General features: G+C 54.7%; 9 protein-coding genes and 3 pseudogenes. 2 read left to right on the forward strand and 10 right to left on the reverse strand.

From position 1 onward, the window contains the following. On the forward strand, window positions 1-193 hold a 193-nt coding region (locus tag ACTBDZ_RS09150; protein WP_438815086.1), incomplete at its 5' end, for a hypothetical protein. A gap of 114 nt (window positions 194-307) precedes the next feature. Here the strand turns inward: ACTBDZ_RS09150 and pssA are convergent. The 4 genes and pseudogenes from pssA to trxC form a co-directional block, all read right to left on the reverse strand. After that, window positions 308-1,663, reverse strand: a complete 1,356-nt coding sequence (gene pssA / locus ACTBDZ_RS09155; RefSeq protein WP_438815087.1) for a CDP-diacylglycerol--serine O-phosphatidyltransferase — start codon at window positions 1,661-1,663, stop codon at window positions 308-310. Window positions 1,664-1,815: 152 nt separating this feature from the next. Further along, a pseudogene (locus ACTBDZ_RS09160) lies at window positions 1,816-4,481 on the reverse strand (bifunctional acetate--CoA ligase family protein/GNAT family N-acetyltransferase). A 50-nt stretch (window positions 4,482-4,531) separates the two neighbouring features. Further along, a complete protein-coding gene (locus tag ACTBDZ_RS09165) occupies window positions 4,532-5,230 on the reverse strand; it encodes a tRNA-uridine aminocarboxypropyltransferase (RefSeq protein ID WP_438815088.1) in 699 nt (232 codons plus the stop codon). A gap of 85 nt (window positions 5,231-5,315) precedes the next feature. After that, on the reverse strand, window positions 5,316-5,735 hold the full coding sequence (trxC, locus tag ACTBDZ_RS09170; RefSeq protein WP_264645741.1) for a thioredoxin TrxC: 420 nt from the start codon (window positions 5,733-5,735) through the stop codon (window positions 5,316-5,318). A 301-nt stretch (window positions 5,736-6,036) separates the two neighbouring features. On the opposite strand from trxC, the gene ACTBDZ_RS09175 reads away from it, so the two are divergent. Further along, window positions 6,037-7,299 (forward strand): tRNA/rRNA methyltransferase, encoded by a 1,263-nt coding sequence (locus ACTBDZ_RS09175; protein ID WP_438815089.1) that lies wholly within the window; start codon window positions 6,037-6,039, stop codon window positions 7,297-7,299. Window positions 7,300-7,456: 157 nt separating this feature from the next. Here ACTBDZ_RS09175 and emrB read toward each other — a convergent pair whose 3' ends face one another. From emrB to ACTBDZ_RS09205, 6 genes and pseudogenes are all read right to left on the reverse strand, one after another. Next, the gene (gene emrB / locus ACTBDZ_RS09180; RefSeq protein ID WP_438815090.1) at window positions 7,457-8,986 is read right to left on the reverse strand and encodes a multidrug efflux MFS transporter permease subunit EmrB; all 1,530 of its coding nucleotides are present in this window, start codon (window positions 8,984-8,986) and stop codon (window positions 7,457-7,459) included. A 17-nt stretch (window positions 8,987-9,003) separates the two neighbouring features. Beyond that, window positions 9,004-10,179 (reverse strand): multidrug efflux MFS transporter periplasmic adaptor subunit EmrA, encoded by a 1,176-nt coding sequence (emrA, locus tag ACTBDZ_RS09185; RefSeq protein WP_438815091.1) that lies wholly within the window; start codon window positions 10,177-10,179, stop codon window positions 9,004-9,006. A 298-nt stretch (window positions 10,180-10,477) separates the two neighbouring features. Continuing rightward, window positions 10,478-10,944: pseudogene (gene mprA, locus ACTBDZ_RS09190) on the reverse strand (transcriptional repressor MprA). Window positions 10,945-11,207: 263 nt separating this feature from the next. Then, window positions 11,208-11,552 (reverse strand): L-valine transporter subunit YgaH, encoded by a 345-nt coding sequence (gene ygaH, locus ACTBDZ_RS09195; protein ID WP_438815092.1) that lies wholly within the window; start codon window positions 11,550-11,552, stop codon window positions 11,208-11,210. Continuing rightward, window positions 11,549-12,312 (reverse strand): annotated as a pseudogene (locus ACTBDZ_RS09200) (AzlC family ABC transporter permease). Before ACTBDZ_RS09200 ends, ygaH begins: the two are co-directional and overlap by 4 nt. 96 nt (window positions 12,313-12,408) lie before the next feature. Then, window positions 12,409-13,587 (reverse strand): MFS transporter, encoded by a 1,179-nt coding sequence (locus ACTBDZ_RS09205; RefSeq protein WP_438815093.1) that lies wholly within the window; start codon window positions 13,585-13,587, stop codon window positions 12,409-12,411. Window positions 13,588-13,887 lie beyond the last annotated feature (300 nt).

Below are 13,887 nucleotides of genomic sequence, written 5' to 3' on the forward strand. Positions count from 1 at the left end.
GGTATCGGTGCTATGCTCGACATCGCTCAGTCCGGTTGATGATTTGGGATCTTTATCGATTGATCAGATCGCTCAACTCGGACTGAGTTCCCTTCAGGTGATCTACTATTCGGAACAGTTATTTAGACGCAGATCACAAAACGAGCGCTGTGGTGTTGATTATTTCAAGATAAATGGAACGGAGTTTCATTAGGAAAACGGAAAAGGCAGTTTTATGACAGTTTTACGCTGAGAAGGGTGTGGTGAACAGGGAGAGCGTTTGTGCAGATAATAAAAAACCCCGCGAACGGGGCTTTACGGTGTGGAATTACAGAATCCGACTGATCAACCTGTCGATCCTGATACGGCGCAAGCGGCGTATCAATTTACGCACTTTCACAGGATATTGTGCGATACCTTGCAAGTCGGTATAGCTCTGGAGCGGCGTGGTGTATGCGCGAATCTGCTCCAACTCTTGCAACCGCTGTTCCAGCAGCACTTTTTCAGGATCGTGGATCAGGATGGCGTTTTCCAAATCTAAACGCCACGCGCGAGGATTGAGGTTATTGCCTGTCAGCAACTGCCAGGTATCGTCGGACCACAGCCCTTTGAGGTGGAAGCTGTTATCCCCATCCTTCCACAACCGCACGGTTAACTGCTGATTGTCGATATAACGCTGCAAGCGGCTGACGAAACGGCGCAGGTTGATTTCATACAGGTAGGGCAACGCACCGATGATCTTGAACGGCTGATCTTCGGGAATAAAGAAATCGTTAGCCGTCTTGTCGCCAATGATGATCTCCACCTGCTTGCCCTCTTTGAGCAGGCGCACCACGTTTTTGATCAGCAGTGCGGGCAGGTTGAAATAAGGGGTGCACATTACCAGCCGATGCTCGGTACAAAACATCAGGTGATGGATAGTATTATTTAGCGGGCTTTGTTTACCCAACCCGACTAACGGCGTGACCGTCAGTTCCCCATTGACGCCCTCACTGCCGGGCGTGTTGTAAGCCAGGGTGCGCAGCGTTTGGCGGAATTGACGAATATCCGCTTTGATTTCCAGATTTTTGGGCCGCGAACGGCTGTCCAGACGTTGCACCGCCGGATCGTTTAGCAGCGTAGTGATGTAGCCCGACATGGTGTCGGCCAGCGCCGTATTATGGATAAGCTGATAGCGATCGTAGCGATACTTATCATGCTGATGCAGATAGACATCGTTCAGGCTGGCACCGCTATACAGCACGCAGTCATCAGCGATGAAGCCCTTCAGGTGCAAGACGCCGAGCGCTTCGCGCGTATTGACCGGAATACCATAAATGGGAAACTTCACGTCAGCGTGTTTTTCTGCCATGTTGCAGTACCAATCCGCATTGGTACTCGCTGATTTGTCACCAATGCGCCCGCGCTGCGCACGGTGCCAATCGACCAACACACGCACGTCGAGATCGGGGTTGCTGCGCTTGGCGTTGTAGAGCGCAGAGAGTATGCCCTGTCCGCCGTCATCCTGCTCCAGATAGAGTGCGACCAGATAGACTCGCGTCTTGGCCTGTTGGATCAGGTTAATCAGCGCGGCGCGAAACAGTTCAGGGGAGTGTAACGTCTGAATGCCGTCCGCTGCTTGAGGGATTTTGGGCAGTTGTGCAAGGTGTTGTTGGTATTTATTGCGTTTAAATGTAGACAACATCACAGTGCGTTTCTTCTCTTATTAGTCGGCGCAAGGCCGTCATTAATGATGTCAGGGGAATGCCGAATCGGGCGATGATACCACTACTTTTCGGGCGTAGTGAGTAAGTTTTACCGTTCATTACCAGATTGACCGCCAAAATAAACGCTCTGTCACGCAACATCTTGTGTGTTCAACGGCAGCACCAGCGTGACAATCCCTTCGTCCAACTGCACGTCTACCGTGAAACCGAGTTTCTTCGCCAAGGCGACCATGCCCTGGTTATGCGGCATGGTGATGCCGTTCAATTGTTTTAATCCGTGGCGACGGGTGTAATCAATCAACTTGATGAGCAGACGCTTGCCAAGCCCCATCCCTTTACAGTCTGAACGCACCAGCACCGCGAATTCAGCGGCAATATTATCGGGATCGGAAATGGTGCGCGTCACGCCAATGATTTCATCACCGAACGCCGTCGGGCGCACCGCAACAAAAGCCATTTCCCGATCGTAGTCGATCTGCGTCATGTACGCCAAATCTTCATGGTTGAATTCTTTGATTTCACTGAAATAACGGTAGTAGAGATCTTCTTTGGTGACGTTGCCGATAAAGCGTTCCAGCAGCGGTTCGTCCTCGGGCAGAATGGGGCGAAACAGGCAATACTTCTGATTATTGAGCTGCACCTGTTCTTCCAGCTCTTGGGGATAAGGGCGGATGGCCAATCGGGATTGGGGATCGCCAGAGAAAGGCGCGAGATGGAGTGTGACATCCAGCAGGGTGAATTCACTGCCCGATGCCAGCAGCGGATGAATATCGAGGCGATGTACTTCCGGGCAGTCCAGGATCAGGTTGGATACCTGCACCAGCAGCCGGCTGAGCCCGGCGATATCCAATGGATGCGGGGCGCTGCGCCCGCGTATTTTTCCGCTTTTCAGCGCTTGCATTATCAGGTAGCGCGCCAGCGTCATATTGAGCGGTGGCAAGGCCACCGCCGCCTGCGAATCCTTGTTCCACTCCACGCTGCCATCGCCCAATAAAATCAGCGGACCGAAGATTGGGTCCTGTTCTACCGCGATACGCAGCTCTTGTGCGCCAGCGCGATTCGCCATGCCTTGTACTAACAGCCCGTGAATGCGAGCCTGCGGATAGGCACGTTTAACACGATCGATAATCGCATCGGCGGCTTGCTGAACTTCGTGGGCGGTGCGCAGGTAGAGCATCACCCCCTGTACTTCGGATTTGTGCGGGATATCCGGCGAACGCAGCTTGATGGCGACCGGATAACCAATCTGTTCGGCAATATGCACCGCTTCCGCGCTGTCGCTGGCAATCCAGGTCGGCAAGGTGTGCAGCCCGTAGGCGTGCAAAATCGGCTGAACTTCGTGGGTATCCAACTGCGTTACCCCATCCATCAACGCCTGATGAATCAGTTGATGTGCCTGAGAGACGTTGATGCCGAGATCCTGCGGCAGGGCCGGCGTTTCCATCAGTTGCTTCTGGTTACGCCGGTATTCCACGATATGCATAAAGGCTGTGACCGCCCCTTCAGGCGTGCGGTAAGTGGGAATGCCAGCCTCATTGAACAGACGACGAGCCTCTTGAGAGGAATATTCGCCACACCAGTTGGTGAGTAAGGTGATGCGTTTGCCGCGCGGATGTGCCTGACAGCAGGCAATCAACTGCTGCGCGCTTTCTGTACCGGGCGCGGCGGCGCTCGGTGCGTGGATGATCAGCAGAGCGTCGTAGTCATCGCTGTCCAGCAGCACCGAAAGCGTGCTGAGATAGCGCGCAGCGGTAGCATCGTCGCGCAGATCGAGCGGGTTTCCGATGTGGACTTCCTCGGGCAATATGTCGCGCAGCTTCTGCTGTGTCTGTTCCGTCAAGGTTGCCAGTTTGCCTTGTCGGCTAAGCAGTTGATCGAGCGCTTGTGCGGCTGGTGATGCGCCGTTACTGACAATAAGCAAGCGCTCACCGCGCAGCGGGCGCAGGTGGCTCAGCGTTTCCACCGCGGAGAACAGCTCGTGGGTGTCTCGTACTCGTAGCAGACCGGCACGCTGGATAGCCGCATCGTAGGCGGCATCCAGCCCGAGTTGGTGCCCGTGCAGCAACTGCTGAGCAAGCTGAGTTCGACCGCTCTTGATGACCAGGATGGGCTTGTTTCTGGCGGCGCTGCGCGCGGCAGAGAGAAAACGCCGCGCATCCTTAAGCTGCTCAAGGTGCAATAAAATGGCGCTGGTTTTACCATCACGCGCCAGGAAATCGAGGACATCGTCCACATCGATATCCAGGCTGTCACCCAGTGCGATGAAGTAGGAAAAACCGATGCCGCGCTGCTGCGCCCAATCGAGAATGGTATTGGAAACCGCAGCGGACTGAGAAATAAACGCCAGCTTGCCTTTGACGATCGGCACGAGAGAGAAGCTGGCGTTGAAACCTTGCCATGGTGCCAGTATCCCCAGACTGTTCGGACCCAACAGACGCATGGCATAGCGGCTGGCGCAGGCTTTGAGCTCTTCCGACTGTGCGGGGGGGCGAAGAGAGAATAATCACGGTTTTACAACCGCGCTGACCCAACGCGTCCAGCAGCAGCAAATTGCGACTGGCATGGGTACAGAGAACTGCCAGGTCGGGAGTGATGGGCAAATTTGCCACATCGGGATAAGCCAAGTACGCCACAGACGGCACGATATTTGGGCGTGACGGGCAGGATAGGACCAGTGAAGTGACCGCCCAGCAGGTTTTGCATCATGAGAAAACCGGCGCGCCCCGGTTTCTCCGATGCGCCCAGCACGGCGATCGATTTTGGTCTTAATAACGCTTCTAACCCGCGCTGACTCATGGCTCGCTCCCGACAGAACAGAGAGCTGAATCATAGCGGTTTTTATGCCTTTATGCTGTGACAGTCGATGAAATTTCCTGCACAGGGCGATGTGCTTTACCAGCCAGATAACGTTGACGAAAGCTGTCGAAGTGATTGAGCAGGCCCTGGCTGGCATCATTATCACCCGCCTGTTGCAACAGTGCGGCAGCAATTTCCGCCGTGCAGTGTTGTCCTGCGCTACTGGCTTCGCGCAGTTGGTAGCGTGAGAGTGATTCAACCGCAAGCGACAAAATGGGCAGCGCATCCAGATAAGGGCTTTTGCGAAACATCTTGCGCGCTTCCGGCCAGGTGCCGTCCAGCAGCACAAACAGCGGCGGCTTGGCGTTATCTGGTAAACGGTGCAAAACCTGACGCGACGGCTCGGCTTCATCCGCAAGAAAAACCAGATAGGGCTGATAGTCCGAGGTTTGCAGTGCTGCCAGCAATGCCGGATCAGGTTCAGTGCGTGACCAGAGAAAGGCCTGGGTGTCAGGCAGAATATCGGCAATCAGGCGACCGGTATTGCTGGGTTTTAACGGTTCGGTATCGAACATAATCAAACAAAAGCGGCTGCGTGCCGAATGAGGGGTGATGGTGTCGCACAGACAGTTGGTCACCGGCAGCAGGCAGTGTTGACAACGTACCACACGGCAGCCTCGGGCCCGAAAAGGGCGGGTGGAGCGTTCCAGACGGTGCTGGCGCAAACGAAGAACAGCGTTATCGCGCATAGGGGGTCGCTAAAAAGCGCTATTCTACTTGACGCACTGGAGGACAGAAAGCCCCAGTGCGGCTTTTATTACATGGCTTAACGGCTCAAATCGTTTCATCTAACCAGTTTTCGAACGGCGTTTTCGGCAACGCACCGCTCATGATATCTACCGGCTTACCCTGTTTAAACACCATCAGTGTCGGAATGCTGCGAATACGAAAACGGGCGCTTAATTCCGGCTCAGCTTCGGTATTCACCTTGATAAAGCGAACGTTACCCGCGCGCTCTTGCGCCACCGCCGTAAAGATCGGGGCAAAAGCAACGCAGGGACCACACCAGGGAGCCCAAAAGTCGACGACCACAGGCAAATCGTCTTGCAACAGCTTGTCGAACGTGGCGCTGGTGGCATTGATCACCTCACCGGAAAACAGCTCGCTGCCGCAGCGGCCACAGGTTGGGCTGTCGTGAAGGCGTTCTTCAGGCAAACGGTTCGTGGTGTGGCAGGATTCGCATACCGTGTTCATAGGCGACCTCAAGTCATATAACGGCTAAAATAGATGTGCTGTGGTCAACGTTGTGCCAAAACCAGAGGGCAGCTTGAAAAACAACAGCATGTTGCAAAAACGTAAACGTATTATGGTGATGGCCGTCTGAAGAAACAATGTGGTTTCCTCAATGATTACAATAGACATCACCGTTGTGATTCAGGTTTCGGTGTCATCGTTTGCTCTGGTGTCACGGAAACTCCGCTTTTATACCCGAAGTCGGTAGCGTCGCGGGTGTACATCAGGTAATCTTCGCGCCAGCGCGTTGGTGGAGAAAATAATGAGCGATTCAGCGGGTAGTAAGAGCGGAAAGGTCCGCGTGATGTACGTCCGTAATGAGGACGAAAAGAAAAATTCGCGTACCGGAGACGGCGCGCGCGATCGCCGCAATGATAACGAAAAAACCGGGCGGCGCGACAACCGAGACAAAGACGGGCGCAGCAAAGGGCCGTATGAGTCTCGCGACAACCGGGACAAAGAGGGGCGTGGCAAAGGGCCGTATGCGTCTCGTGACAATCGGGATAAAGACGGGCGCGGCAAGCCGCGTGATAATCGCGACAACCGCGATAAAGATGGGCGTACCAAACCACGCGATCCGCGTGACATGAACCCGCGCTATGTGCGTGAAAATCCGCACCGCAATAATGACAACGCTGGGCGCGATGATCGTGCAGATTACGGTCGCGGCAGTGATTCACTGTGGAAAACCGTGTCGCGCGCACCGGATGCCGCAGAGACACCAGACCACGGCGGGATTGTGGGCAAGAGCCGTCTCGATCCTGAGCAGATTCGCCGTCAGCGTCAGGAAGAGACGCGGGTTTATGGTGAAAACGCCTGTCAGGCGCTGTTTACCAACCGTCCGGACGCCATTGTGCGCGCCTGGTTCCTGCAAGAGGTGACGCCGCGTTTCCGTGAAGCGTTACGCTGGATGGCGGCGAACCGTAAAGCCTACCATGTGGTGGATGATGAAGAACTCACCAAGGCGTCTGGCACCGATCACCACGGCGGCGTGTGCTTCCTGATCAAGAAACGTCAGGGATCTGATGTGAATGATGATCTGGCACAGGCACAGGCGAAGGAAACGGATTGCGTGCTGGCGCTGGAAGATGTGGGTAACCCGCATAATCTGGGCGGTATCGCGCGCTCCTGCGCGCACTTTGGTGTCGAAGGGGTGCTGATTCACGATCCGTCGTTGCTGGAATCTGGAGCGGCAGTGCGCACGGCAGAAGGCGGCGCAGAGCATGTGAATGCCATTCAAACCGATAGTTTCCCTTCAGCACTGGATGCGTTCCGCGCCGCGGGCTATACCATCGCGACTACCTCCAGCCACAAAGGGCAGCCGCTGGCACAAACCGCATTGCCGAAGAAAGTGGTATTGGTGGTGGGGCATGAAGGTGATGGCCTGACGGACAGCACCTGGCAGCAGGGTGATTTGCCGCTGTCTATCGGTGGTACGGGTAAAGTGGAAAGCCTGAATATCTCCGTTGCGACGGTTATTTTGCTGTCGGAATGGTGGCGGCAGCACAGCATCACTGAAGAGTGATGTCCGACTGGTGATTAAGTCACTTAACGCCTCGTCATCCTCGGCGAAAGCCGGGGATCTCTGCTAGAAGAAACGCGTTTTACCGGCTAGAGATTCCCGCCTTCGCGGGAATGACGACTGTTTTAGGTAAGGTTGTCAGCAACCTTACCCCACTCTATTAATGAGCGCCGCCGCCCCCGGTAGTAAACGGTGGTCGCGCAAACCACACCAATATCATCAGTACCAGAAAGACCCCTGCCGCTGCCCAAAAGATCTCATTGGCCGAAATGATCAACCCTTGATTGGTGATCTGTTGGGCGATGTAGGCGGAAGCCTGCTTCTCACTCATCCCCATCTCCATCAACTGCTGATAGGAGCCCTGAGCAATGGGGTTGTAAGGCGTCACCGATTCGGTGAGGTGCGCGTGGTGCAGCGATTCGCGCTGTGTCCACAATGTCGTCGTGATCGAGGTACCGATGGAGCCGGCCAGCGTACGCGCAAAGTTCGAAAGGCTCGATGCCGCCGCCAGTCGCTCTGGGGGTAATCCGGAAAGCGTAATGGTGGTGAGCGGCATAAAGAAGCAGGCCACGGCGAACCCTTGCACAAATTGCGGCCAGGCCGAGGCACCGAAATCCATCCCCGGTTCAAAGGTATACGCACGCCAATAAAAGCACACGGCATATATAATGAAGCTGAACGTCACCAGCTTGCGCATATCCAAACGCGGTGCAAAGCGTCCAATGATTGGGGAGAGCAGCACAGGCATCAGGCCGACTGGCGCTGAGGCAAACCCAGCCCAGGTTGCGGTATAGCCAAAGACCGTTTGCAACAACTGAGGTAACAGCACGATGGAGCCAAAATAGAACATGTAGGCCAAGCTGATACACAAGCAGCCAATGGTGAAGTTACGCGATTTAAACAGTGACAAATCCACCACCGGGTGGTCGTCGGTCAGTTCCCAGACAATCAGGAAAGCAATGGCGACCACCGCCACCACGGTCAAAATGATTATCTCATTGGAACTGAACCAGTCCAGCTCTTTACCGCGGTCCAGCATCATTTGCAGGCTACCGATCCCGATAATCAACAGCGCCAGGCCGATGGTGTCAATCGGTCGAATTTCGGTTTTGGTTTCGCGCCCCTTCAGGGTTTGCATCACAATGACCACAACCAAAATACCTAACGGCACGTTGATAAAGAAGATCCAGCCCCAGTGATAATTATCGCTGATCCAGCCGCCGAGAATCGGGCCACAAATGGGTGCCACCACCACCGTCATCGACCAGAGCGCCAGTGCAATACTGCGTCGGGCAGGTGGATAGTTACTCAATAGCAAGCTTTGCGACAACGGAATCAATGGACCTGCCACGATCCCCTGAAGCACACGGGCGAAAATTAGCATTTCCAAGCTAGTGGAGACGCCGCACAGCCATGACGTGAAGGCGAACAGTCCCGTTGCCCACAAAAACAGACGTACCTCACCGATGCGTTTGGCGAGCCAACCGGTAATCGGAATGGAAATTGCATTGGCTACCCCGAATGACGTGATAACCCAAGTGCCCTGGGAGTTTGAGGCTCCCAGGTTACCGGCAATCGTGGGGATGGCCACGTTAGCGATGGTCGAATCCAGCACCTGCATAAAGGTCGCCAATGACAGCGCGACGGTCATCCAGGCCAGGGCCGAGCCTTCAAGCGGTTTTCTCTGCACGCTCATCTCCTGCGAGGTTATTCCGCATTAGCTCGAATGATGGTGTCGATCAGGGTATTGACCGGGGCCAGATCCAGCGTCAACGCATCGCTTTGATATGCTGGTGCGCTACGCGGTGCATCGGAAAGCACTTTCCCCTCTACATTGGCGGTATCGACTTTCACCAGCGTGGAAAGGCCAATACGCAACGGGTGCTCAGCCAGTTGCTGCGTATCCAGCTCAATACGCACGGGCAAACGCTGCACGACCTTGATCCAGTTACCGGTAGCATTTTGCGCAGGCAGCAGAGAGAACGCGCTGCTTGTCCCCATATCGAGGCCGACGACCTTGCCCTGGTACACCACATCGTCACCGTAGATATCACTGACCACCGTGACGGGTTGGCCGATACGCATATTGGCAAGCTGCGTTTCCTTAAAGTTGGCATCCACCCATAAATGGTGGGCGGGCACCACGGCCATCAGCGCTGAAGAGGGGGTGATACGTGCACCAACCTGTACGCTGCGGCGAGAAATATAGCCATCCACCGGGCTGACAATACGGGTTCTTTGCAGTGCCAACCAGGCATCACGCAGATCGGTCGCGGCTTGTTGCACACCGGGTTGTTGCTCAAGCGGCGTATCAAGGATCATCGCGCGATTGGCCTGATATTGCTGCTTGGCCACTTCCAGTGAGGCGCGCGCGCTGGCGACGGCATCACGCGCGTGCTGCACATCTTCGCGGCCAATGGCATTCACATTACCCAGGGCTTCACGGCGCGCAAGGTCGCCCGTGGCTTTGTTGAGTTCTGTTTGATACAGATCGATGTTGGCCTGATATTGTTTGCTGTTGATCATCAACTGGTGCGTCTGGCGCACGCTGTTGGCCAGCGCGGTCTGCGCACGTTCGAAAGCCAGTTGCGCATCGGTCGCGTCCAGTTCGACCAAAACTGCCCCCTGCTTGACGAAATCGGTGTTGTCCACGTTGACGCGGGTGACGCTGCCGCTCACCTGGGACATCAACTGCACCTGATTACCTGCTACATAAGCATCGTCGGTTTCCTGATGGTGCCTGAGCACCTGATACCAGTAGACGAACCAGATGCAGCCAACCAGTAAAAACAGCATGGTTAGCATGGTAAGTACCCGTTTTCGCTGGTATTTTTTATTCTTCGTAGGAGCCTGCGGCGTTGGGTTTTCCACGCTTGAACTCATGGTGTTTTCCTCTGCTTCAAATGTCATTTTTTCGTTATTTTTTATCGGAATGCGGCGGATAACGATGTCCGATTCTTACACATGCGCTGCGAGGCAGAGAATCGGCCAACGCAGCCTTTACCCATGATGAAACTTAATCGCTCCGGCTGCCGTGAGGCAGCGGAACGTGGTCCGTTTAATGAACGGTCATGATACGAACGGGTATTGATCCAAAAACACCAGGCATCTGGCAAACACGCCAGTGCGTGTGAAGATGTATTTAAGGTAAGACAGTATTGTTATTATCGGTCTGACGAGATCATGGATTATCGATCTTGTCCATTTCGTCCAGCCGCACCAGCAATTTACGCATCAGCACCTCCAACTGCTTCTGCTCATCTTTTTCCAATGCTGACCAGAGGAAATGCAGACTCTGGTGCTGCGGTGGCAACAGACGATCGAGAAACGCTTTGCCTTCATCTGTCATATGCAAGTGTAAGCAACGACGATCGCTATCGCTTTCACGGCGTTCATTTTCTAACTCATCGGCAATGCGCATGGCATTGGTACGCGAAGAGCCCAGTGCGGCGCTCAATTCTGATGGTTGAATACTACGTGATTCCTGAGATTCCAGCGTAATCAGTGCCATAAACAACGTTTCGTTGATGCCTGTTCCCGTAAAATCTTGTTGCGGTGCTCCAGAATCTTGTTCTGCATGCACAAACGCACCAGCAATATTTCCTGTTGAGGAAACTCTGGATTGCGCGATGCGCGCAGATTGATCATTTGTTCGATGGGCGAGAAGGAGCTGTTTTTATCGAACTCAGGTTTTTTGTCACGCGCGCCACTTTCAGTGCGCCCGTGCTTGTGTACAGATGGACTATCCATTTTTATGTGAACCTCATTAATCACGATCAGTATAATAACTAAAGTTACTAATCGGGTAAACGATATTTAGTCGCATTGTGTCGTCGACTTTGTGACAGAACGTAAGTGACCTTCTGTAATGTAACGTGAACCACTAATAACGTGCTGCTAACACAATGATATTAAATAATTCCCAATGAAAGGTATTTAAAAGCAATACCGCAACAAAACGCGCCCAACAATGTGGATATGACAATGCTGCGTGTCCGGTAGAAGCAGAGCGTGAGCGTCAGACAACTGATGAGTGTAGGCAACAACTTGTTAGTATGCTGTTGAATCTCTGGGACGCTGGAAACGATCAGCAAGGCGCAGATAGACGCGATGCCAATGCTGTCAAGCACCGCCCCCACTTTGCCGCGCTTGAGTGAGCCGGAAGCGCGGCTGGCTCCCAGACGGAGTGGCAGGTAGCGGAATAAAAAATTCACCATGCCGACCAGCACTCCAATCAGCACTATTTGGCTATTCATGCGGATTTTTCCCCCTGTTGAGCCATGACGGGTGGTGCAAGAAACAGTGCGGCGGCGCAGCCACTGCCGATACCGACTAAAATCGCGGCCGGAATGGAGAACAGCAGTAACCCAAGCAGGGCGCCACCCAGTGCGCATACCACGACCACACTTTGCCGTTTTTTAAAAGAAGCCAACAGGAAACTGAGGAACAGCGCGGGCAGCATGAAGGTAAGTGCCGCCTCGACGGCGGGGTACGCTTTCAACGGTCCATTACCAAATAACGCGCCGATCACTGTGCCACAGGCCCAGGAAATCCAGGAGGCGGCAGCGACGCCCAGCATCCAGTTTTCACTCCAGCGGCGATTGTTTTGTGCCAGCCGCGCTGTCGAGGCGGCGAAGACTTCATCGGTCAGCCCAACGCCCACAGCGGTGTCTTGCGCGTAGGCAGGCGCTGCAAGATACGGTGCCACAGCGCCGGGCCATACAGCACATGGCGCACATCCATGGCCATGACGGTAAACGCCGCCACCCAAATGGACATCCCGGCGCTGAGCAGGGCGGTAATCACAAACTGGCTGGCGCCGGCGTAAATCACGCACGACATAAAGACCGCTTCCCACGGTGAATAGCCGAGTTTGACTGCATTCAGACCAAAAGCGAAGGCGACGGCGACGGGAAGATAACCGATCACAATCGGCAGGCTACTGATCACCCCTTCGGCAAAGGTGGCGTGCAGAGAGGCGTGTTCAATCTGCTTCTCCTGCTGTTGGCTTATCATTGGCTAACGTGTCGTTTAATAGAATGGGTGGTTAATACCCTACCGATAAAACGGCGGATGTGCCAGAGATGTGACACATCCTCATCGACAGCCCTGTCAGCCGTGTTTTCGGCCGGGAATCCAGATAAGCAGCATCAGCAGGCTCACTGCGGCACCCGCATAGCAAACGCCTGCCCAGCCAGCGACCTGATAGGTGGCCGCAGACAGCAAAGAGCCCGCAGCGCCGCCGATAAAGTAGCTGGTCATGTATCCGGCGGTGAGCCGGTTACGCGCTTCTGGCATCATCTGGTAGATCACGCTTTGGTTAGTGACGTGCAGGCCCTGCACGGCAAGGTCGAGCACGACAATGCCGACAATCAGCGGCAGCAGTGACGTGGCACCCATGGCAATCATGCCCCAGGACAGCAACAGCAGCACTAGACCCACCGTGGTGGTTAATGTGGCCTTTCCCTTATCGACCAGACGACCTGCGCGGGTGGCGGCCAGTGCGCCTGCCGCCCCAACTAAACCAAATAGCCCGATAATCCCTTCTGAGTAGTGATAAGGCGGTGCCGACAGCAGAAATGCCATCGAGGTCCAAAGAATGCTGAAATTGGCGAAAGAGAGACACCCAAGTAGTGCGCGTACGCGCAGCACGGGCGTGCTGGCAAACAGCCGGAAAATGGAAACGATCAGTTGCTCGTATTGCAGGTTATTGCTGGACGGTAAACGCGGCAGCGCGCGCCACAGTACCAACGCCATGATGACCATCAGTACGCTGGCTACCCAATATACGGTACGCCATCCTCCCAGCGTGGCGAGTGCGCCGGCAATGGTGCGTGCAAGCAGAATGCCGAGCAGCAAACCGCTCATTATCGTACCGACCACCTTACCGCGGGTTTCGGGGGTTGCCAGCGTTGCCGCGAGCGGCACCAGCAGTTGGGCTACCACGGAACACAACCCCGCAACCCCGATACCTGCAAGCATCACCGGCAATGTGGGAGCCAGCGCGGTAATCACCAGTCCCAGCGCGGTTAACAGCGTCATGGTGACAATCAGCGTGCGCCGTTCAAACATATCGCCCATCGGCACCAGAAACATCAAACCTACCGCATAGCCCACCTGTGCAGCGGTGACAATAAGCCCTGCCTGATTAACGGAAAGCTCAAAGGCTCTGGCGATGGTTTCTAATAGCGGCTGGGCGTAGTAATTACTGGCAACGGCCAATCCGGTTGCCGTTGACATGATGAGCGTTAAAGGAAGACTGAGGCCGGTCTGGGCCTGTTGAGAAGACATGAATACTCGCTAGCGTTCTGAAATGTGTGGGCGTGATTGTAGCAAATCCGTTAAGAGTGAGGGCGTTTACGGGAAACGGAATCTGAAGAAACAGGCCCGAGCGGGCCTGTGTCAGACTGAGGACAAAGTCCGTTGTTAGGTGAAGTGCGGCGATGGGGTCGTAGCGGCGTAAGCGACCCTGTACACGATTCTGTGTAAATGCCTTTTCTCAGTAGTGACCGTCCAGACGATCACCGAACTCGATAATAAAGCGGCTCATAGCCATACGCCAGTCCCTCAGCGGCATCGTCCATTTTTGTG

The organism is Symbiopectobacterium sp. (assembly GCF_051710365.1).
Classification (GTDB): Bacteria; Pseudomonadota; Gammaproteobacteria; order Enterobacterales; family Enterobacteriaceae; genus Symbiopectobacterium.